The 25,225-nt window shown below is 34.1% G+C and carries 19 protein-coding genes; 13 read left to right on the top strand and 6 right to left on the bottom strand.

The features are described from left to right. Nucleotides 1–31: 31 nt before the first annotated feature. Nucleotides 32–1,888 carry a DNA topoisomerase IV subunit B gene (locus GN105_RS11195; protein ID WP_155285486.1) on the top strand — a complete coding sequence of 619 codons (1,857 nt, stop codon included), beginning with the start codon at nucleotides 32–34 and terminating at the stop codon, nucleotides 1,886–1,888. Between the two features lie 70 nt (nucleotides 1,889–1,958). On the opposite strand, the gene rho is transcribed toward GN105_RS11195, so the two are convergent. Next, the gene (gene rho, locus GN105_RS11190) at nucleotides 1,959–3,704 is read right to left on the bottom strand and encodes a transcription termination factor Rho (protein WP_155285485.1); all 1,746 of its coding nucleotides are present in this window, start codon (nucleotides 3,702–3,704) and stop codon (nucleotides 1,959–1,961) included. 403 nt (nucleotides 3,705–4,107) lie between these two features. Between rho and ppk1 the strand changes: the two genes are divergently transcribed. From ppk1 to rlmH, 5 genes are all read left to right on the top strand, one after another. Then, the gene (gene ppk1 / locus GN105_RS11185; RefSeq protein WP_155285484.1) at nucleotides 4,108–6,198 is read left to right on the top strand and encodes a polyphosphate kinase 1; all 2,091 of its coding nucleotides are present in this window, start codon (nucleotides 4,108–4,110) and stop codon (nucleotides 6,196–6,198) included. 108 nt (nucleotides 6,199–6,306) lie between these two features. Further along, nucleotides 6,307–7,125 (top strand): ZIP family metal transporter, encoded by an 819-nt coding sequence (locus tag GN105_RS11180; protein WP_155285483.1) that lies wholly within the window; start codon nucleotides 6,307–6,309, stop codon nucleotides 7,123–7,125. A gap of 33 nt (nucleotides 7,126–7,158) precedes the next feature. Beyond that, a complete protein-coding gene (locus tag GN105_RS11175) occupies nucleotides 7,159–7,860 on the top strand; it encodes an AAA family ATPase (RefSeq protein WP_155285482.1) in 702 nt (233 codons plus the stop codon). A gap of 163 nt (nucleotides 7,861–8,023) precedes the next feature. Further along, nucleotides 8,024–9,439, top strand: coding sequence for a S1C family serine protease (locus tag GN105_RS11170; RefSeq protein WP_155285481.1), 1,416 nt, complete (start codon nucleotides 8,024–8,026; stop codon nucleotides 9,437–9,439). 78 nt (nucleotides 9,440–9,517) lie between these two features. After that, nucleotides 9,518–9,991 carry a 23S rRNA (pseudouridine(1915)-N(3))-methyltransferase RlmH gene (rlmH, locus tag GN105_RS11165; protein WP_155285480.1) on the top strand — a complete coding sequence of 158 codons (474 nt, stop codon included), beginning with the start codon at nucleotides 9,518–9,520 and terminating at the stop codon, nucleotides 9,989–9,991. A gap of 4 nt (nucleotides 9,992–9,995) precedes the next feature. Here the strand turns inward: rlmH and GN105_RS11160 are convergent, their stop codons facing one another. From GN105_RS11160 to GN105_RS11150, 3 genes are all read right to left on the bottom strand, one after another. After that, nucleotides 9,996–10,682 (bottom strand): SIR2 family NAD-dependent protein deacylase, encoded by a 687-nt coding sequence (locus GN105_RS11160; protein WP_155285479.1) that lies wholly within the window; start codon nucleotides 10,680–10,682, stop codon nucleotides 9,996–9,998. 14 nt (nucleotides 10,683–10,696) lie between these two features. Further along, entirely contained in the window at nucleotides 10,697–11,410 is a 714-nt protein-coding gene (locus GN105_RS11155) for a DUF4369 domain-containing protein (RefSeq protein ID WP_155285478.1), read from the bottom strand. A gap of 145 nt (nucleotides 11,411–11,555) precedes the next feature. Further along, nucleotides 11,556–12,215, bottom strand: a complete 660-nt coding sequence (locus tag GN105_RS11150; protein ID WP_173015003.1) for an alpha/beta fold hydrolase — start codon at nucleotides 12,213–12,215, stop codon at nucleotides 11,556–11,558. A gap of 148 nt (nucleotides 12,216–12,363) precedes the next feature. Between GN105_RS11150 and GN105_RS11145 the strand changes: the two genes are divergently transcribed. From GN105_RS11145 to GN105_RS11120, 6 genes are all read left to right on the top strand, one after another. After that, the gene (locus GN105_RS11145) at nucleotides 12,364–12,648 is read left to right on the top strand and encodes a GNAT family N-acetyltransferase (RefSeq protein ID WP_155285477.1); all 285 of its coding nucleotides are present in this window, start codon (nucleotides 12,364–12,366) and stop codon (nucleotides 12,646–12,648) included. A 56-nt stretch (nucleotides 12,649–12,704) separates the two neighbouring features. Continuing rightward, nucleotides 12,705–13,652, top strand: coding sequence for a glycosyltransferase family 2 protein (locus GN105_RS11140; protein WP_155285476.1), 948 nt, complete (start codon nucleotides 12,705–12,707; stop codon nucleotides 13,650–13,652). 147 nt (nucleotides 13,653–13,799) lie between these two features. Then, nucleotides 13,800–15,191: a dihydrolipoyl dehydrogenase gene (gene lpdA, locus GN105_RS11135; RefSeq protein WP_155285475.1), complete on the top strand. Its 1,392-nt coding sequence runs from the start codon at nucleotides 13,800–13,802 to the stop codon at nucleotides 15,189–15,191. A gap of 244 nt (nucleotides 15,192–15,435) precedes the next feature. Next, nucleotides 15,436–17,955 carry an ATP-dependent Clp protease ATP-binding subunit gene (locus GN105_RS11130; protein ID WP_155285474.1) on the top strand — a complete coding sequence of 840 codons (2,520 nt, stop codon included), beginning with the start codon at nucleotides 15,436–15,438 and terminating at the stop codon, nucleotides 17,953–17,955. A gap of 181 nt (nucleotides 17,956–18,136) precedes the next feature. Further along, nucleotides 18,137–18,679 (top strand): C40 family peptidase, encoded by a 543-nt coding sequence (locus GN105_RS11125; protein WP_306452388.1) that lies wholly within the window; start codon nucleotides 18,137–18,139, stop codon nucleotides 18,677–18,679. After that, nucleotides 18,676–20,730, top strand: a complete 2,055-nt coding sequence (locus tag GN105_RS11120) for a ComEC/Rec2 family competence protein (RefSeq protein WP_155285472.1) — start codon at nucleotides 18,676–18,678, stop codon at nucleotides 20,728–20,730. The genes GN105_RS11125 and GN105_RS11120 overlap by 4 nt, the downstream gene beginning before the upstream one ends. On the opposite strand, the gene GN105_RS11115 is transcribed toward GN105_RS11120, so the two are convergent. Beyond that, nucleotides 20,703–22,088 carry a M20/M25/M40 family metallo-hydrolase gene (locus GN105_RS11115; protein WP_155285471.1) on the bottom strand — a complete coding sequence of 462 codons (1,386 nt, stop codon included), beginning with the start codon at nucleotides 22,086–22,088 and terminating at the stop codon, nucleotides 20,703–20,705. The two genes, GN105_RS11120 and GN105_RS11115, sit on opposite strands and share 28 nt — an antisense overlap. A gap of 21 nt (nucleotides 22,089–22,109) precedes the next feature. Further along, nucleotides 22,110–22,982, bottom strand: coding sequence for a PPK2 family polyphosphate kinase (locus GN105_RS11110; RefSeq protein WP_155285470.1), 873 nt, complete (start codon nucleotides 22,980–22,982; stop codon nucleotides 22,110–22,112). A gap of 160 nt (nucleotides 22,983–23,142) precedes the next feature. Here GN105_RS11110 and GN105_RS11105 point away from each other — a divergent pair, with 160 nt between their 5' ends. Next, entirely contained in the window at nucleotides 23,143–25,188 is a 2,046-nt protein-coding gene (locus GN105_RS11105; protein ID WP_155285469.1) for a protein-disulfide reductase DsbD family protein, read from the top strand. The last annotated feature ends 37 nt before the right edge of the window (nucleotides 25,189–25,225 follow it).

The raw sequence follows: 25,225 nt of genomic DNA, 5'->3' as shown, positions 1-25,225 counted from the left end.
ATCTTCGCACGGATTTCAAAAAGTTAAAACTATGGAAAATATACAACAATATACTGAGGACGACATTGAGTCTTTGGACTGGCATGAACATATCCGGATGCGACAGGGTATGTATATCGGAAAATTGGGAGATGGCTCTTCTCCTGACGACGGTATTTACTTTCTTTTGAAAGAGATTTTGGATAACAGCATCGATGAATTTGTTATGGGGGCAGGAAAATCCATTGAAGTAAAGATTACTGAAAATAGGGTAGAGGTACGAGATTACGGACGAGGAATTCCTTTAGGAAAGATGGTCGATGCAGTTTCAATAATGAATACTGGCGGAAAGTATAATTCTCAAGCATTTAAAAAGTCGGTGGGATTAAATGGTGTGGGTACAAAAGTAGTGAATGCTTTGTCGGCTTACTTTAGGGTAGAATCCATACGAGATAATAAGTCAAAGTCTGCCACATTTGAAAGAGGTGTTTTAAAGGACGAATCACCCATTGAAGAATCTTCTAAACGAAGGGGAACTCAAGTAATTTTTGTCCCAGATGAAAGTATTTTTAAAAATTACAAGTTCCGGAATGAATACATCGAACGGATGTTAAAGAACTATGTTTATCTAAATGCCGGACTTACAATACATTATAACGGTGAGAAATATTATTCTGAAAATGGGTTAAAAGATTTGTTAAAAGAAAATAATAATGAAGAAGATTTTCTTTATCCTATAGTTTATTTCAAAGGACTTGATATTGAAGTTGCTATAACCCACAGTCGAACACAATACAACGAAGAATATTACTCTTTTGCAAACGGTCAAAATACAACTCAAGGTGGTACACATTTGCAGGCCTTCAGAGAAGCTTATGTAAAAACTATTCGGGATTTTTTTAATAAATCGTATGATGCTGCGGATATTCGTAAGTCGATTATTGGTGGAATATCCGTTAAAGTCATGGAGCCTATGTTTGAGAGTCAGACAAAAATTAAACTGAGTTCCACTGAAATGGGAGAAGGTATGCCTTCGTTGCGTTCGTACATAAACGAATTTATTGGTAAACATCTAGATGATTTCTTGCACAAGAACTTAGCAATAGCTGATGAGATAAAAAAGAAAATAGAACAAGCGGAGCGCGAACGTAAGGAATTAGTAGGAATTAGAAAATCATCAAGGGAAACGGCAAAAAAAGTGAGTTTACATAACAAAAAACTTCGTGATTGTCGCATTCACTTAACAGATACCAAAAAAGAAAGAAATTTGGAAACGACTCTTTTTATAACTGAGGGAGATTCGGCTTCAGGTTCTATTACCAAGTCGCGTGATGTGGAAACGCAAGCCGTATTCAGCCTTAAAGGAAAGCCGCTCAACACTTTTGGAATGACGAAAAAAATTGTTTACGAAAATGAAGAGTTCAATTTATTGCAGGCTGCATTAAATATAGAAGAATCCATTTCTGATTTGCGATACAATAATATCGTCATTGCAACGGATGCCGATGTGGACGGAATGCACATTCGTTTGCTTTTAATTACTTTCTTTCTGCAATTTTTTCCGGAATTGATAAAAGAAGGACACGTATATATTTTGCAAACGCCTCTCTTTCGAGTACGCGATAAGCAACAAACAATTTATTGTTATAGCGAAGAGGAAAAGCAAAATGCAATCAAAAAACTAAAAGGAAAACCTGAAATCACTCGATTTAAAGGATTAGGGGAAATTTCACCTGATGAATTTAAGCATTTTATTGGTGAAGATATGCGTTTAGACCCTGTAATGATGGATAAAGCTATCCATACAGACCAACTTTTAGAGTTTTATATGGGTAAAAACACTCCCGACCGTCAGGAATTTATCATAAATAATCTCCGTGTGGAATTAGATATGGTTGAGGAGAATTAAATTTCATCTATTTTGAAAATAAAAAAGCTATTTCTGTGAAGAAATAGCTTTTTTCGTATTGTGAAAAAAATTAATTATTCATTGTAATGAGAAACTCCTCATTATTTTGTGTTTGCTTCATTTGGTTTTCCATAAATTCCATAGCTTCCACAGGATTCATATCGGCTAAGTATTTACGCAAAATCCAAGTGCGTTGTAATGTTTTTTCATCAAGTAATAAATCATCACGGCGTGTTGAAGAAGAAACAAGGTCAATGGCAGGGAAAATACGGCGGTTTGCAATGCGTCTGTCCAATTGTAGCTCCATATTTCCTGTTCCTTTGAATTCTTCAAAGATAACTTCGTCCATTTTCGAACCGGTTTCTGTGAGAGCTGTCGCTATAATTGAAAGAGAACCTCCATTTTCGATATTCCGAGCTGCACCGAAAAATCGTTTGGGCTTGTGAAGTGCATTGGCATCAACTCCTCCCGTAAGTACCTTACCTGAAGCAGGTTGAACGGTATTGTAAGCTCTTGCCAATCGTGTGATAGAATCCAGAAGAATTACCACATCGTGTCCGCATTCAACAAGTCGTTTGGCTTTTTCCAATACGATATTGGCAATTCGTACGTGTTCCGAAGCCTCTTTATCAAAAGTAGAAGCTATGATTTCGCCTTTCACACTTCGTTGCATATCAGTTACTTCTTCAGGACGCTCATCAATAAGCAGAACCATTAAATAAACCTCAGGATGATTTTTGGAAATAGCATTTGCTATGTCTTTGAGCAACATTGTTTTACCTGTTTTGGGTTGAGCAACAATCATTCCGCGTTGCCCTTTTCCTATAGGAGAAAACAAGTCAATAATTCGAGTAGAAATGGTGCTTCCTTTTTCTGCCAATTTGAATTTTTCATCAGGGAAAAGAGGCGTTAAATGTTCAAATGAAACACGATCACGTACGATTTGAGGGTCAAGACCATTTATTTTCAGGACTTTAAGTAATGGAAAATATTTTTCTCCTTCTTTTGGAGGACGAACCGCACCTAGCACAGTATCACCTGTTTGCAACCCGAAAAGGCGTATTTGAGATTGTGAAACATAAATATCATCAGGTGAGGCTAAATAGTTATAATCAGAAGAACGAAGAAAACCATAACCATCTTGCATTATGTCCAAAACTCCTTCACACTCTACAATTCCGTCGAATTCAAACTCCGGGGAACGATAGCGATTTTTTTTCTCCTTATCAAAGTTTTCAGAGTGATTGCTATTTGAATGGTTTTGGTTATTCCCATTTCCGTTTTTATTGAAATTAGATTTATTGTTTGATGTGTTTTGCTGATTTTGAGTGTTTTGTTGGTTGTTTTTTTTCTGGAGGTTTTGTTGTTTTTTGAATTGCTTCGATTCTTTGTTTCCTTCGTTGGAATCTTGTGAGGAAACTTCTTTGGTTTCTGTTTTTTTATTTTCTTTGGCTGCGATAGGAGTATTTTCCTTTTTTACAGTTTGGTTTTTGGTAGGTTCCTGTTTTCTTTCTTCAGTAATAATAGTTTCTTTTTCAGGTTGTTCAACTTGTTCGGTCTTGTTATTTTCAGAAGCTACTTTAGGGGTTGTACGCTTCTTTCTATTTTGAGTTTTTGTAGGATTTGCCTTTTTTTCAGGAGCTTCCTTTTCGTTTTGTTGTTTTTTAGGTAATGGAGGGTTTGATGCTTGAAAATCAAGTATTTGATAAATTAAATCGCTTTTGTTAAAGCTACGAAATTTAGGAACCTTCATCTCCTGAGCTATTTCCTGTAATTCAGGAAGCTTCATAGATTTTAAATCAGTAATGTCAAACATTGGTAATTTTTTGTTATTAAAATAAAAAAATGATGATTTTTTTTCAGTTTTTAGAATGTCATTGAGATAGATATTTTCCTTTATTAAGAAATGTTTAGAGAATGTTTTTAATAGAAGGAACTGAAAAGTTGGTGCAATATTACAATCTATATAGATAAAAAGCAAATATTTTTTCAAAAAAATCAACTTTAAATGCTTTATTTAGGGAAAATCAAAATTATTTAGAGAAAAATTTTTCTTCTTAAATTAAAAATAAAAAAATCAATGTTTTGCATTTGTTTAATATATCAATTGTTATTATCACATTTTCAGAGGATTGTACGATATTATATTCTATATTTTGTTTTTTGTTCTTATAAAAAAAAATTATATCTTTACACGGATTTTTCTAAAGAAATTAAAAATGGCAAAAGATAAAAATAAATATATCAATAGGGAGCTTAGTTGGTTGAGATTCAATGCTCGAGTTCTTCAAGAAGCAGCAGACAAAAATGTTCCGTTGTTGGAAAGATTACGTTTTGCCGGTATTTTTTCAAACAATTTGGACGAATTTTTTAAGGTTCGTTACGCAACCGTGAAGCGTGTGGCGATGAATGACCACGCACACGATGAACTTGGTGTACACGCTAAGGAGTTACTTGAGGAAATAACAAAGGAAGTGATTGAATTACAGGAAGAAAGCCTTCGTATAATTAATTCTGTAACAAAAGAACTTGAAAAAGAAAATATTTTCATTGTAAACGAAAAAACGTTACTCCCTGAGCACGAGCAATTTGTAAATACATATTTTTTAACAAAAGTTCGTCCTGCATTATTTACGATTATTTTAAATGATTTGGAAGCTTTTCCGCAACTCAAAGATGATGTGGCGTATTTGGCAATAAAAATGACGCTTAAAGAGGAAACAAAAACAAAAGGAGTGAAAAAGTTTTTCTCATCAAAAGCTTATAAAGAGAAAATACAATATGCTCTTATTGAGCTTCCTACGACTTTGGACAGATTCGTAGAGCTTCCTCAAATCGGAAATAAGCACTATATCATAATGATAGATGACATTATTCGATTTTGTATGCATCGTATTTTTAATATATTTGATTATGAGTCTCTTACTGCTCATATGATAAAGATTACTCGTGATGCGGAACTTGATATTGATGATGATTTGAGTAAAAGTTTTGTAGAGAAAATATCGTCAAGTGTGGAAGGCAGACGTAGCGGAGAACCTGTACGATTGGTATACGACAAGGAAATAGGAAAAGATACATTACAATTTTTGTTTGAAAAAATGGAAATTGTTGAAACAGATAGCATTATACCGGGTGGAAGATACCATAATCGCCGTGATTATATGAATTTTCCGAGTATGGGGCGTCACGATTTAACTTATGAACCTATTCAACCACTTCCGGTTAAGGGGCTTGCCACAGGAGGAAGTCTTCTTCAAAAAATAGCTGAAAAAGATTATTTACAATTTACACCTTATCACACATTTTCAAATATTGTTTGGTTTTTGCGTGAAGCAGCGTTAGACCCAAAAGTAAAAGCAGTTAAAATTACAATTTACCGTTTGGCGAAAAATTCACAAGTAGTTAATTCTCTGATAAATGCTGTAAAAAACGGAAAAAAAGTAACAGTACAAATTGAGCTTCAGGCACGTTTTGATGAGGAATCAAATATAAAATATGCGGAGCTTTTAAAAGCAGAAGGTGTGAAACTCATCTTTGGCGTTCGCGGACTAAAAGTACATAGTAAAATATGTGTTATTGAGCGTGAAGAAGGTAAGGAAATTAAGCGTTACGGTTTTGTCAGCACAGGAAATTTTAATGAATCAACTGCGAAAATCTATACAGATTACACCTTATTTACCGCGAATCAGGATATTTTAAAAGAAGTAAATAAAGTATTTAACTTTTTGGAAACGAGTTATGTAATTCAGCGTTACAAACATTTGATAGTTTCGCCTCATTATACAAAAAAAATGTTGACGAAACTCATTGACAAGGAAATAGAAAATGTCAAGGCGGGTAAAGAAGCGTATATAAAATTGAAAATGAATAGCTTAACAAGCTACAAAATGATAGACAAACTATACGAAGCCAGCAGAGCAGGAGTTAAAATTCAAATGATAGTGCGTGGCATTTGTTGTTTGATTCCGGGAATAGAAGGAATGAGTGAAAATATTGAAGTTATTAGTATTGTGGATAAGTTTTTGGAGCATCCTCGATTATTCATTTTCGGAAATAACGGAAATCCAAAGGTTTACATTTCCTCTGCCGATTTTATGACAAGAAATATTTCCTATCGTGTAGAAGTGGGCTGTCCAATTTATGACCCTGATATCAAAAAAGAGTTGATTGATACGTTTGAAATCGGTTGGTCGGATAATGTAAAAGCAAGAATTATTTCAGAGAAACAAGACAATGCTTACCGAAGCAATGACAATCTTAAAGTTAGGTCACAGGAGGCAATGTATGATTATTACTTGAATAAATAAAGATTTGTAAAATGAATCTAAATAATATTGACTTGATATAAAAATATTTTTAGATTAATCTAAAATAAAATTATTACTTTTGCACTCAATAATTTTAGATTTTAGTGTATGATTGAATCGGTAATTGCTTATTTAGAGACTATTGACCCCGTGATTGCAGCACTTTATGCAACATTATTTACGTGGTTTGTAACGGCTTTGGGAGCTGCTGTGGTTTTCTTTTTCAAGGAAATGAATAAAACTTTTCTTGACGGAATGCTCGGGTTTACAGGAGGAGTGATGGTAGCGGCAAGTGTTTGGAGTTTGCTAATTCCTTCTATGGAAATGACTGAGGGAGAAGGGTTTTATAAAGTGGCACCAGCTATTTTAGGTTTTTTATTAGGAGCTCTTTTTCTTTTTATTTTGGATAAATTGCTACCTCACTTTCACGCAAATTTTAAACAAACAGAGGGAGTAAAATCAAGATTGAGGAAAACCACTTTGCTGATTTTAGCGATAACCTTGCACAATATTCCCGAAGGTTTGGCAGTAGGCGTTCTTTTTGGTGGTGTTGCAGCTGGGGTTCCTGAGGCTTCCATTGCAGGAGCAGTAATTTTAGCAATTGGAATTGGGTTGCAAAATTTTCCTGAAGGTATTGCAGTTTCAATGCCTTTGCGTGCTATGGGATTAAGCCGAAGGAAGAGTTTTTTTTACGGACAGTTATCCGCTGTGGTTGAGCCTATTGCGGGAGTTTTGGGGGCAGTTGCTGTGTTGTTTTTCACACCAATTTTGCCTTATGCCTTGTCTTTCGCAGCCGGAGCGATGATTTATGTGGTTGTTGAAGAGGTAATCCCTGAATCACAACAGAATAAGAATACGGATGTATCCACAATTGGGTTTCTCATCGGGTTTGTTATAATGATGTCATTAGATGTGCTGTTAGGCTAACCAAATTGAAAAAATTACTACAAATAGAATTTTATGATTACAACAGATTTTGTAATTCAAGATAGAGAATCTATTCCTTTTGAAGAGATTTTTTTATCTGAAGAAAACAAGAAGGCTTTAAATCAGGTTATTAATGAACATAAGTATTTTGCGGAGCTTTCAAAATACGGGCTGTATCCCGATAATAAAATTTTATTTCACGGGGCTTCGGGGTGTGGAAAAACTACAACGGCTAAGGCAATCGCAAAAGTACTGAATAAACCTTCTTTTGTGTTGAATCTGAGTAATTTGGTAAATTCAAGAATAGGGGAGACGTCTAAAAATTTGAAAGCAGTTTTTGATAAAGCTCAAAGAGAAAAAGCAGTTTTATTTTTAGATGAATTTGACCAAATAGGGAAAACTCGAACCGATGATGAACGTGATGTAGGAGAAATGCGTCGTTTGGTCAATACAATCATTCAGCTTTTTGACTATTTTCCCCAAGATGGAATGCTTATTTGTGCTACAAATCATATTGATTTCATAGATTTTGCTTTACTTCGTCGTTTTCAACTTAAATTGGACTTTCAACTTCCAACAAAAGAGCGTTTAAATGCCTATTATGACAAAATATTGATGCCTTTTCCTGAAGAAATGAAAAATATTGACAGAAAGTATGATATTTCATACGCAGAAGTGAAAGATTATGTTCATACACAGATGAAAAAAGCAATTATTGAATCCTTAGAGAAATAGATTTTTCTGAATTATAAAATCATTCTATAAATACTCAAAAAAATATTTTTCAGATATTCTTTTCATAAGGTAAATTTCCTCTTTTTTTGGCATAATTATTGATGATTGTAAAAAGAGTATGTTAAAAAAATATATTAAGTATAACTATTTCAAGAAAAACAATATGAAAAATTATGTAAGTGCAGTTTCGGCAGCTTTTTTAGGAGGAATGCTGACATTAGGAGGATACAAATTATTTTTTGACAAAAAAGAAGCAAATCAGGCAATTGTTGCCGGAATGGAAAAACCAAATTTTGTTCAGACAAATTATACCGCAGGAACAAAATTTGAATTAAATGAAAACAGTTTTGTTGAAGCGGCAAACAAAACGGTAAATAGTGTTGTTCACATTAAAAACGTGGCAAAAGTACAAGGAGGAGCAATGTCCATTTTTGATTTGCTCTATGGAAATGGAGGAGGACAGGGACAGACTGAGATTGGTACAGGTTCAGGAGTTATCATAACACCTGACGGTTACATAGTTACGAATAATCACGTGATTGCTGGTGCCACAAGTTTGGAAGTGACTTTAAATAATAACAAAACATACGCAGCTAAACTTGTAGGAACAGATGTTTCATCGGATATCGCTTTACTTAAGATTGATGTGGAAGAACAACTACCTTTCTTAACTTTTGCTGATTCAGATAATACACAAATAGGTGAGTGGGTGCTTGCTGTTGGAAATCCGTTTAATTTGAATTCGACTGTAACTGCGGGGATTATCAGTGCAAAAGCTCGTAATATCAGCGAACGTTCAAGCGATAAGGTGGAGTCATTCATTCAAACAGATGCCGCAGTAAATCGAGGAAACAGCGGTGGAGCTTTAGTAAATTTAAAAGGAGATTTAATAGGAATAAACACAGCAATAACTTCAACAACAGGTACTTACGTTGGTTATTCTTTCGCTGTACCCAGTAATATAGCTAAGAAGGTTGTTGAAGATTTGATTGAGTTTGGAAACGTTCAAAAAGGAATTTTGGGTGTAAGAGGTACAGAACTAAACTCAAGCTACGCAGAAAAACTCAAAATAAAAGAAACTGAAGGTTTTTATGTTGATTCAGTTGATGATGATTCAGGAGCTGCTTCTGCTGGAATCAAAAAAGGAGATGTTATCAAACAAATTGATAATGTGCGAATTCACAAATATTCTGACCTTAGCGGATATATTGCTTCCAAACGTCCTGGAGATGCTTTAAAGGTTTTGTATGTACGTGAAGGAAAAGAAAAAACAACAAACATTACACTTAAGAAAAACACTACATATGTTGTCAATGCCCTTGGATTGGAGGTGAAAAATTTATCGGACAATGATTACAAAAAATTCAAAACCAAATCTGGGGTAAAAATCACGGGAGCTTCTCAGTTTTATGAATATAACAATATTGGAGTAGTAGGAAAAGTGTTGCTTTCTGTGAATGGAAAATCAATAAAAGATGTTGATGAATTGAAGGAAATAATGTCAAACTTGTCATCAAATTCAAGAAATTCATTGGAATTATTAAACGAAAAAGGAGAAAAAGAAAGATTCTTCTTTTAATTGAAATTAATTAATTTTTTTAGGGATTGATGTTTTGTTTTTCAGAATATCAGTCCCTAAATTTTATTTTTTGAGAGAATGAATATCAAATTAATAGCCATAGGTAAAACGGATAATTCTGCATTACAGCAACTTATAACAGATTATGAAAAGAGACTTTCGCATTATGTGAATTTCCAATTGCAAATCATTTTAGATGTGAAAAACAGTAAATCGTTAAGTGAGGAACAACAAAAAATAAAAGAAGGAGAACTGATTTTGAAGAACATAGAAAGTTCCCATCATTTGATTTTGTTAGATGAACGAGGGAAAGAATATACTTCGATTGGTTTTTCGGAATTTCTGCAAAAACAAATGAATTCAGGAATCAGGCAACTTGTGTTTGTCATAGGAGGACCTTACGGTTTTTCAGAAGAAGTGTATGCAAGGGCTAATGGAAAGCTATCTCTCTCAAAGTTAACATTTTCCCACCAAATGATACGTTTGTTTTTTGTGGAGCAAATCTATCGGGCTTTTACAATATTAAAAAATGAACCTTATCACCATCGATGAAGATTTATTGATGTTTTCTCAATAAATTAGCTACTTTTTGCATACCAACAGACGCTTTTTCTTTAATTACTGTTAAATTTCCTCTACTCCGAATCTGAGGATTTAAATCCACATAATATATAGGAGTATTATATTGAGCATAATCCATAAGTCCTGCTGCTGGATATACTTGTAAAGACGTTCCTATAATCAAAAGAATATCAGCAGATTCTACTTCTTTTATGCTTTTAGGAATCATAGGTACGGACTCACCAAACCACACAATATGTGGACGCAATTGTACTCCAGAAGGAGATAAATCTCCTAAATGAATATCCTCAAAACAATCAAAAATAAGCTCCTCATTATCAATTCCTCTTGATTTTAACAATTCTCCGTGAAGATGAATTATGTTTTTGCTTCCCGCCCTTTCGTGTAAATCGTCTACATTTTGAGTAACTATAACCACTTCATAATCAGATTGTAATTCTGATAAAATAATATGAGCTAAGTTGGGGTGTACTTCTTTAAGTTGTCGCCTGCGTTGGTTGTAAAAATCCAAAACAAGACTGGGATTTTTAGCAAAACCTTCAGGAGAGGCAACTTTCATTACATCGTGTCCTTCCCACAATCCGTCTGAATCACGAAATGTTTTTATACCACTTTCGGCACTAATGCCCGCTCCTGTAAGTGCTACAATCTTCTTTTTCATTAGAGGTTGAATTTTTAATTTTCTTTTTTAACTTCCTCAATGTGTTTTTTTAGTTCCTTACCATATTTGGAAGAAGCCACTTCCGGAGATAGTACTTTGTGTATGGAATCCAAAAATTTGACGTTTGCATCGGGTGCATCGGTTAAAGCAACGTAAGGAGATACATAGGAATTTGGATGTGTAATGGCAAAATTCAGTGTGTAAAGATAACGACGAAGCGTATTTCTCTCTGAAAGTTGATTAATGGAATCAGCTTTTTTCTGATTGAGTTCTTTTATGGCGTTGAGTTGTTGCTCTAAAAGCTCTAAATTTCGATTGCTGAATTTTCGTATATTTCGATTGTATTCCTCAAGAAGCTTTTGTGATTCAGAACCTTCAATCTTTGCGTGAATATCAAACATATTATGCTTGCTATTGATTTTGATTGTTGTAGGTTCACCAAAAAAGCGAAGTCGGTCACCAAAGTCAGTTCCTTCTTTTTTGTCCAAATCAAGATAAATGTAAAAAACTTCAGGAGTTTCAAGCGTTCTTGTGAAGGTAAATTTACCATCGCCTTTTGCCTCAACTGAATCCAGATTGATTAACTTTTCGCCGTTGTATTGTTGTAGGTAAATCTTTCCTTTTTTAAGTCCTTCAATGTTTCCTTCGATAATCATTGTGTTTTTATCATCTGTTTCTGAGCAACTTAAAAGTGTTAAAGCTGAAACTAAAAATAATATTTTCTTCATTGATAAATAAAATCTAAAAAATCAAAATTACTGAATCCGTTAATGAAATCGGATTTTTATATATTCTGTGCGAAGGTAACACAATTTTTGATTTTAGCAAAATTTTAAGGAATTCTTAATGTTTAAATTGCTAATAAACAATTTTTTATTTTTCGATTATTTCGGGTAAATTTTCATTGAACCATTTATGCCGATTAATAATCATAATATGTGTGCCTTTTTCAACAATTATTGCATCAGAAATATATTTCACCGGAAAAATTTTATCCTTACTTCCTTGTATATGAACGGTATTTGGCAAGGGAGTTTCTTGTTCCCAATTTACAATTTTATCAATAGACCATTCTAAATAAAAAGGAGAACGCATACCAATATATTTTTCGTAAAGTTCAATACGTTTTGTTATGGAATCTATAAATGAAAATTGCTTCCAAAATTCAAAAGAATTAATTAGGCTCACGGGGAGCAATTTGTATAAATTTGTATATCGAGCCAAAAGCATTTTTTTAGGGAGTTCGTGTTTGCTTTTTACGCTTGACACTACGATAATTTTCTTATAATCAATATGCTTTGCGATTTCTTGTACGATAATTCCACCGAAAGAAACTCCTAAAAGAACAGGTTTTTCGTGTTTGATGTTTTCTGATAAACGCAAGGCATATTCCGACAAAGATTCTTCTTTCAGAGGAGGAATCCAATCCAAAAGATGAACCTCGTAATTGTCAGGAAATTTTAAAAAATCAAAAATTTTAGGGCTTGCAGCCATCCCTGGCATTAGGTAAATATGAGTTTTAGTATTTATCATTTAAAAATTGAAAATTAATGAATTATTTCGTAATTTTGTGCCGAAGTAACAGATATAAAACTTAGGGTAAAGATACAACCTTTTTATTAAATATAAAAGTGGTAACAAGAATAGCCTTATTTTTAAGCTGTTAATATTTGATACTGATATGGTTGAAATAACAAACAGTGAGTTTTTACGTCAATTTCAGACAAAAGTAAATGGTGAAATTGCATTTGTGGAGTATTCCTTGCAGGAAAGAAAGATTTTCTTCACAAAAGTACACATTCCGGAAGTGGCTGAAAAAGAATTTACAGATGAATTCATTAAGGCTGTTCTTGAAGAAATTTCTTCCAAAAAGCTTCGGATAGTGCCAATTTGTGCTGAAGCTACTGCTTTTTTCAGAAGAAATAAAGAATATAAGGAATTGCTTCCTGCAGGAATCAGAATTTGATGTAGAATTATTTTGTAAACTAACTGTAAATTAAATTTTTACGCACTTTAAGGCAAATGCAAATATCAATAGTAATCCCCCTTTTAAATGAGGAAGAATCATTAACTGAACTTCATAATTGGATAGTTCAGGTAATGAGAGAATATAAATTTACCTACCAAATAATTTTTGTAGATGATGGAAGTACCGATGATTCTTGGAAGATAATCAAGGAGTTATCACAAAAAGATAGTTGCGTTTTGGGAATACGATTTTTCAGAAATTATGGTAAATCACAAGCTCTGCATATTGGTTTTGCACAAGCAGAAGGAGATGTAATCATAACGATGGATGCTGATTTACAGGATAGTCCTGATGAAATTCCTGCGTTATACCGAATGATAGCAACAGATGGATATGATTTGGTTTCAGGCTGGAAGAAAAAACGTTATGATTCAAAAATAGCAAAAAATTTGCCATCAAAGTTATTTAATTGGGCGGCTCGCAAAACTTCAGGCTTGCGTCTTCACGACTTTAATTGCGGATTGAAAGCCTATAAAAAAGAAGTAGTTAAAAATATAGACGTTTCAGGAGAGATGCATCGTTATATTCCTGTTTTAGCGAAAAATGCTGGTTATAAGAAAATTACCGAAAAAATAGTTCAACATCAAGCCCGAAAATATGGGCAAACCAAGTTTGGAATGAACCGATTTATTAATGGCTTTCTGGATTTGATAACAATCAGTTTCATATCTCATTTCGGAAAGAGACCAATGCACTTTTTTGGAGCGTTAGGGGTATTGATGTTCTTCATTGGTTTTGTTTTTTCTGCCTATTTAGGAATAGATAAGTTATTTATTAATCCACATAACCGATTGATAGCCAGCCGACCTGAGTTTTACATTGCTTTGACAACAATGGTTATTGGTACTCAATTTTTCATCGCAGGATTTTTGGGTGAAATTATTTTGAGAACCAAAAATAAGGAGGAGAGATACAAAATAAGTGAAAAAATTGGGGTTTAAGATTTGTAAGAAAACTATAATTCAAAAGATTGATTTTTAATTTTTTGCAGATTATTGAATTTGAAAAAACTCCAAAAGGACTAAAAATTAAAATAAAATTACGTACTTTCGTAGCCTGAATAAAACTGACAAATAAAATTATATAAGATGAGTAAATACGATATTATTGTGTTGGGAAGTGGGCCAGGTGGTTATGTAACTGCCATTCGTGCTTCTCAATTAGGCTTTAAAACAGCAGTAGTTGAAAAAGAAAATCTGGGTGGAGTGTGTTTAAATTGGGGCTGTATCCCTACAAAAGCACTTTTGAAATCAGCTCAGGTATTTGAATACTTGAAACACGCTTCAGATTATGGTCTTTCTGTAAAGGAATTTGACAAAGATTTTTCTGCAGTTGTGAAAAGAAGTCGTGATGTTGCTGACGGAATGAGCAAAGGTGTTCAGTTTTTGATGAAAAAAAATAAAATTGATGTAATCGATGGCTTCGGGAAAGTAAAACCTGGCAAGAAAGTAGAGGTTACGGATAAAGACGGCAAAGTAACGGAGTACTCAGCTGATCACATTATTATTGCTACTGGGGCTCGTTCACGTGAATTGCCAGCTCTTCCGCAAGATGGTAAAAAAGTAATTGGTTATCGTCAAGCACTTACTTTGCCTGAGCAACCTAAAAAAATGATTGTAGTGGGAAGTGGAGCTATCGGGATTGAGTTTGCGTACTTTTATAAATCAATGGGAACAGAGGTTGTTATTGTGGAGTTTATGCCAAACATCGTTCCTGTTGAAGATGAGGAAGTTTCAAAACAATTAGAACGTAGTTTCAAAAAATTGGGCATCAAGATTATGACTTCTGCCGAGGTTACAAAAGTAGATACTTCAGGCAAAGGGGTAAAGGCTTTCGTTAAAACATCTAAAGGAGAGGAAGTTTTGGAGGCTGATGTTGTTTTATCTGCTGTAGGAATCAAAACGAATATAGAAAATATTGGTTTAGAGGAAGTTGGTATTGCCACTGACCGTGATAAAATTTTAGTAGATAAGTTTTATCAAACAAACGTTCCTGGCTATTATGCTATCGGAGATGTGGTTCCGGGTCAGGCGTTGGCTCACGTAGCTTCTGCGGAAGGAATTCTTTGCGTAGAGAAAATCAAAGGATTGCACGTAGAACCTCTTGATTACGGAAATATTCCTGGTTGTACTTATTGTACACCCGAAATTGCTTCGGTGGGGCTTACAGAAAAGCAAGCCAAAGAAAAAGGTTACGAAATCAAGGTTGGAAAATTCCCATTCTCGGCATCAGGAAAAGCCAAAGCCGGTGGTAATGCTGACGGTTTTGTAAAAGTAATTTTCGATGCTAAATATGGTGAATGGCTTGGTTGTCATATGATTGGAGCAGGAGTTACGGATATGATTGCAGAGGCTGTTGTTGCTCGCAAACTTGAAACTACCGGTCACGAAGTACTTAAAGCTGTGCATCCGCATCCAACTATGAGTGAGGCAGTTATGGAAGCTGTTGCTGCTGCTTATGGCGAAGTAATTCACATATAAAGAATTTTAAAAGTATAATTTGTAAGGGCAGAGAATTTTCTAAAGATTTTCTGCCTTTTTAGCTTCAAGATTTATCTTTAAAAAACGTTTTTTAAGAATAGAAATATCTTAATTTTTGACTTTCAGATATTTTATTTATCTTTACCCGATGAAAGAAGTTTTGTTTTAAGTGACAAAATTTCAGGTTATTGTAAAAGGAATAATTTTTGTTACATACAACACATTCTTAGAACATATTTATCTTATGAGTGACAATTTTTCTCCAAGAGTTAAAAGAATTTTTACGTACAGTAAAGATGAAGCTATCCGTTTGGGACAGTCAACGGTAGGGACAGAACATTTCATATTAGCGATGCTTCACGAAGGCGAAGGGAAGGCTTTTGAGGTTTTGATTAGTCTGAAAACGGATATGGATAGATTAAGACAGAACATTCACGCATTGACTTCATCTCGTGGACTTAATCCGCCGAGTCATAATGCCATTCATTTTACCGTTCAGGCAGAGAGAGCGATGCAGGCTACATATTTGGAGGCGAAACGAGCTCAAAATGATGTGATTAACACAGGACATCTCTTACTGAGTATTTTGCGGAATGAAAACGACCCAACAACTAAGGTTTTTAATAAACTTGGAGTTGATTATGAATTGGTTAAATCGAAATTTCAGCCAATTGGTGATGATAAGTTTTTCAACCCTACAAATGAATTTGATGAAGAAGAAAGAGAAGAGGGAAGCACTTATGAGCGTGGCAAAAGTCAGTCTTCCGAATCAAGTAATACTCAAAAAGGAACACGCAAATTAACTGTTCTGGATAATTTCGGTCGGGATTTAACTTCACTGGCAGAACAAGGAAAATTAGATCCGGTAATAGGAAGAGACAAAGAAATTGAGCGAGTTTCTCAAATTCTAAGTCGTAGAAAGAAAAATAACCCATTGCTTATAGGAGAGCCGGGAGTTGGAAAAAGTGCTATTGCTGAAGGACTTGCATTGCGAATCATTCAGAAAAAAGTATCACGTGTTTTGTATAATAAACGTGTAATTACTCTTGATTTGGCTTCACTTGTTGCAGGAACTAAATATCGCGGTCAGTTCGAGGAACGTATGAAGGCGATAATGAATGAATTAGAAAAAAATGATGATATTATTCTGTTCATTGATGAAATTCATACAATTGTAGGGGCAGGTGGAGCTACCGGTAGTTTAGATGCTTCAAATATGTTTAAACCTGCTTTGGCAAGAGGAGAAATTCAATGTATTGGAGCCACTACCTTAGATGAATATCGCCAGTCTATTGAAAAAGACGGAGCTTTAGAACGACGCTTCCAAAAAGTTATTGTAGAGCCGACATCAATTGATGAAACTATTGAAATTCTTCATAATATAAAGAAAAAGTATGAAGATCATCATAGTGTCAGCTATACTGACGGAGCGATTGAAGCTTGTGTAAAATTAACAAGCCGTTATTTGACAGATCGTTTTCTTCCGGATAAAGCTTTAGACGCATTAGATGAGGCTGGTTCGCGCATACATATAACTCAAATGAAAGTTCCGAAGAAAATTTTGGAATTAGAAGCTGAATTAGAGCGTGTTGTAAAATCAAAAGGTGATGCTGTTTCGCGTCAGCAGTTTGAGGAGGCAGCTCGTTTACGCGATGACGAGAAGAAAATAGAGCAGACTTTGGCAGAACTTCACAGAAAGTGGGAGGAAGATGTTAAATTGCACAGAGATACAGTAACGGAAGAACATATCGCAGATGTAGTTTCAATGATGAGTGGCATTCCCGTGAACAGAATCGCTCAAACAGAAATGAACAAACTTTCAACACTTTCTGATACCATAAAAGGAAAAATTATAGGTCAAGATGTTGCTGTTGAGAAAGTTATAAAAGCAATCAAACGCAATCGTACAGGATTGAAGGACCCTAATAAGCCGATAGGTTCATTTATTTTCTTAGGACAAACCGGAGTAGGAAAAACTCAATTGGCAAAAGTTTTAGCTCGGGAGTTGTTCGATTCGGAAGAAACGATGATTCGTATTGATATGAGCGAATATATGGAAAAATTCTCAACCACACGGCTTATTGGAGCTCCTCCGGGATATGTGGGCTATGAAGAAGGCGGGCAACTTACTGAAAAAGTGCGTCGTAAACCGTATTCTGTTATTTTGCTTGATGAAATAGAAAAAGCACATCCGGACATATTTAATATGTTGTTACAAGTGTTTGACGACGGTTTTTTAACTGATAGTTTAGGACGTAAAGTCGATTTCAGAAATTGTATCATTATTATGACATCTAACATCGGAGCCAGACAAATAAAAGATTTTGGACAAGGAATTGGTTTTGGTACTTCTGCCAAAATGGCGCAATCAGACGCTCACGAAAAGTCGGTTATTGAAAATGCACTTAAAAAAGTATTTGCTCCTGAGTTTCTGAACCGTATTGATGATGTGATTACATTTAATCCGCTAAGTAAAGAAGATATAGTTAAAATAATTGATATTGAGCTTAATAAGTTATATTCTCGAATCAAAGATTTAGGATATTCAATTGAACTAAGCGAAAAGGCAAGGGATTTCATCGCAGAAAAAGGTTACGATAAACAATATGGAGCAAGACCTTTAAAACGAGCAATTCAGAAATATGTTGAAGACCTTTTGGCTGAAGAGATTGTTTCATCACACATCAAAGAGGGAGATAACATCTATTTTGATGTCAATCCAGAAGGAGATAACTTGGTAATATCAATAAAATCACTTATTTAGTTTTAAAGTAATAAGCTGAAAGGGCAAAGATTAGTTTTTCAAGTTTTGCTCTTTCAGTTTTTATATTTTACCCCATTTTTAGCTTTTGATAATGAGATTTTTTACAATAATATTAATTATTTCGACCATATTTTTTACATCTTGTGCAGAACGTTATAGTACAAGGAAACGTACTGCCAAAATGGAAAAAAGGGAGGATATTTCCAAAAATAAGGAAGTATCTCACGTCAAGTTGAGGAAAAAAACAGGGAAAAATCATCAGGAAAAAGCTGAAAAAGAGGTAGTAGAAAAAACAACTTCCGTTAGTACAAAAAAGGAAAATACATCGGTTCACACAACAAGCGAACAACAGCAATTGGTGCTTGATACAGCATTGTCCTACTTGGGTTCGCCTTACAAATATGGTGGAACTACCCGCAAAGGATTTGATTGCTCGGGATTTGTATCTGCCTCTTTCCAACCGTTGGATATTTCTTTGCATCGTTCTTCCCACGAAATGGCAAATCAAGGGAAAAATGTAGATTTAAAAAATGTACAAATAGGTGATTTACTGTTTTTTGTAACAGGAAAAAATAAAAGAATTTCCCACGTTGGAATTGTAGTGGAAACAGGAAATGAAATAAAATTCATACATTCATCAACATCAAGAGGTGTGATTATTTCATCGTTGAGTGAAGGCTATTGGTCAAAAGCATATCGAAAAGCAAAAAGAGTTCTTATGTGAGATTTGTAAATACAGCAATATTAACCATACTTTCAGGAATTGTAATAGGAATTGCAATTTCGGGCTTTTTCTGTGTGAGTTTACAAGTTACTTTGGCTCTTTGTTTTATTGCAATAACAACATTATCAGTACATTCGTTTCTTTCCTTTAGAAATATAAAATTCAGAAAGTTTTTTACTTTTCATACTTCGGTAACTTCTGTTTTTACTGGGATTTTAATTGCAACATTGCATAATCCTACCTTAAAATCAAATCATTACACGAATTTACTGAATGAAAATAAGTATTATTTGCTACAAACTGCAATTATAGAAAAAATTTCAGAATCTGATTTCGGAACCACCTATAAAGCAAAATTAATTTCAGCTGATAATCAAGAAGTAGGAGGGAAGTTGCTCGTTTTCTTTCCCAAAGAGTCATTGAATAAAGCTGATTTCCAGAGAGATGAGTTTCTGACTATCTCTGCAAAACTGACTTCAATTCCGGCTCCTAAAAATCCGCATCAATTTGATTATAAAAATTATATGCAACGTCAAGAGGTGTTTTGGCGAGCAAATGTAGTTTCGTATATAATTCATAATGAATTGAAAAATAATTCAATACGAGGATTTTCTGAAAAAATGCGGGTAAAAATGTTTTCGATTCTTGACTTAAATTTTTCAAAAGAAACAGCTTCTTTGCTGAAAACGTTACTTTTAGGAAACCGCAAAGAATTGGACGAAAACACATATCAGAATTATATTGATGCTGGGGCTGTGCATATTTTAGCCATTTCGGGTCTTCATATTGGGATTATCACAGCAATTTTACTGTTTTTATTAAAAAAGTTACCGAATTTTGGAATTTGGAAAAAGTTGCGTTTTGTTTTATTATTGTTCTTTTTATGGAGTTTTGCCTTTTTGGCAGGTCTGTCGCCTTCGGTGCTGCGTGCTGTTACAATGTTTAGTTTTATCGGAATATCCTTAATGTTAAGCAAGCAGCAGGGACGTTTTGATGCTCTGATGTTTTCGATGCTTTTATTATTATTGATTAATCCAAATTATTTGTATGAAGTTGGTTTTCAGTTAAGTTACTTAGCTGTTTTTTCTATTTTGATATTTTATCCTTGGATGGAGAAATGCTGGCGACCTAAAACGAAACTTTTAAAAAATATTTGGTCGTTATTCCTTGTTGGTATTTCGGCTCAATTTGTTATTTTACCAATAAGTTTATATTATTTTCATCAATTTCCTTTTTTGTTTTTTGTTTCCAATTTGCTACTTGTTCCTCTTTTGTCTCCCATTCTTGTTTTAGGTTTTTTAGCTTTGATACTTGGTTTTTTCAATATTTTACCTTCTTTTTTAGTGTTTTTGTTGGAAAAAATCATTTCTTTGATGAATTTTTTCACAAAAATTATCGCTTCACAAGAAGAATTAATCGTTCGGAATATATATTTTGATGATAAGTTGCTGATTTTTTCATTATTAATAGTTTTGTGTTTAATTTTTTGGATAAATAAGCAAGATTTTAAACGAACAGTAGCTTTATTGTCTTCTATTTTGGTTTTTCAAGTTGTATTATTCTATAATAAGTATCAAGTTGAGAAGATAGAAAATCTGACTGTTTTTCATTTATATAAAAAAAGCCTAATTTCTGTCAGAAAAGGAAAACAACTGATTGTTTTTCAAAAAGATAGCTTAAAAGAGAATCGAACAATTGATAATTATGCCAAAATTTTAGGAATTTCCGACATTCGTGTGAGGGAAATTCCCCATATAATTCAATTTCAGGGAAATACAATCCTCTGTTTGGATAGTTTGGGGGTTTATCCAAAAAGTAAAAATATAAAAATAGACGAGATAATCATTACTCAATCTCCGAAAATTAATTTTGAGCGTATGTTGTTAGAAATCAATCCTAAAAAAGTAATTGCAGATGGAAGCAATTTTCCAAATATGGTTAAAAAATGGCAATCAAAATGCGATGAACTTGGAATTTTGTTTCATACAACTTCAGAAAAAGGAGCTTACATCAAAAATAATGATTATAGCCCGTATTTATCCACCAAATAAACCAGACTTGCCATAGCAGCAGCACCAAGTTCTAATTCTCGTTTATTTACAGCTTCAAAAATATCATTTTCAGAGTGATGATAATCAAAATAACGTTGTGAATTTACATACAAGCCTGCCAAAACATTATTTTCAGTTTGTAAAAAATTAATGTCAAGTCCCGGAAAACCTTTCTCAAAATAGTAAACTTGATAAGGTTTGAATAAATTTTTCCACGACTTTATTTTTTGTATTTTTTTTTCGTTTCCTTGTAAGCTGAAACCCAGAGGAGTAAATCCACCAGCATCTGATTCTAATGCAAAAATTTGATTTTCTTTTTTCTTTTTTGATTCTTCTGCATATTTGATTGCTCCTTTTGCACCATTTTCTTCATTGGTAAAAAATACAATGCGAATTGTTCGTTTTGGATTGTAATTCAATGCTTTAAATATACGAATGATTTCCAAGCATTGAGCCACTCCGGCACCATCGTCGTGAGCTCCTTGTCCCACATCCCACGAATCGAGATGAGCTCCGACCGAAATAATTTCATCAGGAAAATCAGAGCCTTTGATTTCAGCAATTACGTTGTTTGATTGCACATCGTTGAAAATCTTGCAACTTTGTCTGAAAAAGAATTTCAAATCAGGATTCAAACTCAATAAACTACTAAGCAGATTTGCTCCGTTCGTACTGATGGCAGCTGCCGGAATACGTCTGCTTTTGGGTAAATCTTCGTAGGACATAGCTCCTGTGTGTGGAGAATCATCTAATTTGTGGGTTAAAGAGCGAACAATCACAGCTACGGCTCCTTTATTGACGGCAATTCTTGCTCCGGAATATCGCTGAGCCCCACGAACTCCGTACGCATCCGAAACATCGATAAAGTTATTAGGTAAAGCACCATTGATGAAAGCTATTTTTCCAACCACCTTATTAATATCAGCTTTTTCGAGCTCTTCTAAGCTTTTAAACTCCACAACTTCTGCTTTAATTCCGGAAGCCGGAGTTACAACGGAACCGCCCAAGGCTAAGATGGGAACTGTCGTAATTTTATCCTTACTTGTCTCAATATAAGCATATTCTGAAATTCCTCTTGCCCAATGCGGAACCATCACAGGCTGAAGGGTTACTTTTGTGTTTAAATTGTTGAGTTCTGTTTCCAGAAATCGAATCATCTTTTTTTCACCGTAAGAACCTGAAAGCCTGGCACCAACGTTATAACAAATATGATGTAACCAATCATAAGCTTTTCCTTCTGTCAAGGCTTGATTGTAGATGTTTCGTAAAAATAACGAATCTTTCTCATTTTGAGCATTCATTCTGCTAAAAACACTGCAAAAAATGCAAGTAAGAATGATGATAAATTTGTTTTTCATAAACTGATAAATATTTTATAATCAATCGTTTGATAATTGTTCTTTATATTCTGCGAGATTTATTTCATTACTTAATTCAGGATATTTTATGTTTTCGTATTTTTTTAGCGTATTCCATAGAATTTTTGCAACTAACAATCGTGCAGCTTTTTTATTATCTGCAGGAATTATATACCAAGGAGCTGATTTTGAATATGTTTCGTTAATTGCTTCTTCATAATATTTTTGATATTCCGCCCAGAGTTTTCGTTCATTTAAATCGCTTATTGAAAATTTCCAATTTTTAGAAGGATTATTTAAACGTTCCAGCAATCTTCGCCTTTGTTCTTCTTTTGAAATATTCAGAAAAAACTTAAAGATGATTGTTCCGTTTTCAGAAATATTTTTTTCAAATTTTCTTATTTGTTTGAATCGTTTTTTCCAAAATTTTTCATCAATATCTTCAATTTTTGTTATTTTTGGAAGGTTTTCATTCAAAATATACTCCGAATGCACTCGAGTTACGGTTACATTTTCATAATGCGTACGATTAAAAATCCCGAATTTACCACGTTCAGGCAAAGCGATGTAATGTCTCCACAAATAGTCGTGCTCGAGTTCTTTTTGAGAAGGAGATTTAAAACTATGAACCTCAATACCTTGAGTGTTAAAACCTTTGAAAACCTCTCTGATTAAACTATCTTTTCCGGAAGTGTCCATTCCTTGTATGCAAACCAAAACGCTGTATCTGTTGTGGGCGTAAAGTACATCTTGAAAATCAGCGAGTTTCTTGCTAACCTCTTTAAGCTCAGTTTTTAAATTTTCTTCATTCATTGAGAAGTCTTCATAAGTGGCTAATTCTGAGAGATTAATCTTTTCCTTAACACGATATTTTTTAGGATTTATTTTCGTCATAGAAGTAATTTATTCTCGTTTCCTTGCAAAAGTAAAAGATTTTATCAGGAAAAACAAACCTTTGAAAAGGTTAAAAGATATCGGTAAAAAAATAAATATTAAGAGTAAAAATATTAATTATTTTTTGTTACCTTTGTCGCTTCACAATAAAAAATAATCTATGAGAAAAATTTTAACTCTTTTATTTTCATTTATATTTGTTGCATTGAATGCTCAAGTATATGATCCTGTGAAGTGGGAAACCAAAGTTGAAAAGGTAGGCGATAATGAATTCTATTTGATTTCAACAGCTACAATTCAAAAAGGATGGAAGTTATATTCACAGAGCATTCCGCCTAATGGTCCGGTTCCTACTACTTTTGAGTATAAATCAGGTTCTGATTTTCAGCTTGTAGGAAAAACAGAGGAACAAGGAACGGTGGTTAAACACGATGCTGTTTTTGATATGGAAATAGGTTTTTTCTATGAAAAAGCAGTATTCAAACAACGTATAAAAACCACAAAAAAATTAACAACTGCAACAGGAAGTGTTGAATTTATGGTTTGTGATGATGCGAACTGTCTTCCTCCTGATACAGTGGATTTGGAGTTTGTTTTCTCAAATGGAGATGCTACTGCAACACCTGCAGAAAATTCAGGACAACAAGCTGGTTTGGCAACTTCAGGGGAAAATACTCAAATGCAATCGGCAATTCCTACAAGTGTAAATGAGTTAGAATCTGCAAAAAAAGTAGAAAAAAAAGCTGATAAAAGTGATGCTAATCAAGGAGTTGGAAATAAAGGGTTATGGAGTATTTTCATTATTTCATTTCTTTCAGGATTTGCAGCATTGCTAACACCTTGCGTTTTCCCGATGATACCAATGACGGTGAGTTATTTTACAAAACAAAGTAAATCAAAAGCAAAAGGGATTAAAAATGCAATTATTTATGGTATATCAATCATCGTAATTTACGTATTATTGGGTGTTGTTGTAACAGGAATTTTTGGAGCAGATGCGTTGAATGCTTTGGCGAGTAGCGTTGTGTTCAATTTGGTGTTTTTTATTATTTTGATATTCTTTGCTGCTTCATTTTTAGGAGCCTTTGAGCTTACTTTGCCAAGCTCTTGGAGTACAAAAATAGATGCTCAGGCTGATCGTAGTGGATTTGTAGGTATTTTCTTTATGGCTTTGGCTTTAGCGGTAGTTTCTTTCTCTTGTACGGGACCTATTGTAGGGACATTGCTTGTGGAAGCTGCTCAAAAAGGAGGAGTTGCTCCGATTATAGGAATGTTTGGTTTTTCATTGGCTATTGCATTGCCTTTTGCTCTTTTTGCAGCTTTCCCCGGATGGTTGAATTCTTTGCCCAAGTCAGGAGGATGGTTAAACACGGTTAAAGTTGTTTTAGGATTTTTAGAATTGGCTTTGGCTTTCAAATTCCTTTCAAATGCAGACTTGGCAGTAACAGGACATTGGTTTGAAAGAGAGATGTTTATTGCTGTTTGGGTTGCTGTTTTTGGAACATTGGCGTTCTATTTATTTGGGAAAATTCGTTTGCCTCACGATTCACCAATCGAAAAAATTTCGGTAGGAAGATTAAGTTTAGGATTATTGTCATTGACATTTACCATTTATATGATTCCGGGGCTTTGGGGAGCTCCTCTAAATTTGATTAGTGCTTTTCCTCCACCACAACATTATAGCGAGTCACCTTATGGTGTAGGCTACAAAAAAGGTGTAACAAACACGCAGGAGGCTGCTCTTCCCGAAGGAGCTCATTTCTTTGCTCCTCACGATATCATTACGTTTGATGATTACGATAAGGGACTTGCTTATGCTAAAAAAGTGAATAAACCTGTTTTGATAGATTTCACAGGAAAAACGTGTGTCAATTGCCGAAAAATGGAAGAAAATGTGTGGACAGAGCCTCACGTTCTTGAAATTTTGAAAAACGAGGTTGTACTTGTCTCTCTTTATGTGGACGATAAGCGATTGCTTCCTGAAAGCGAGGTTGTTGAATCTCAAATTAAACCAGGAAAAAAGTTAAAATATATTGGGCAAAAGTGGAGTGAGTTCCAAACGGTTCGTTATAAAGCCAATTCACAACCGTTTTATGTTTTAATGAATCACGATGAAACTAACTTGGTTGATCCGGTTGGTTATACGCCTGATACTGAGGAATATTATAATTGGTTGAAATCAGGATTGGAAGCTTTTAAAAAGTAAAATGTTTGTAAAAATATTCAAAAATACGACCGCTTTT

It is taken from the genome of Capnocytophaga felis (genome assembly GCF_009684755.1).
GTDB classification, from domain to species: domain Bacteria; phylum Bacteroidota; class Bacteroidia; order Flavobacteriales; family Flavobacteriaceae; genus Capnocytophaga; species Capnocytophaga felis.
The sequence above is the reverse complement of the archived record's forward strand: the minus strand, read 5'-3'. Positions and strand labels throughout refer to the sequence as shown.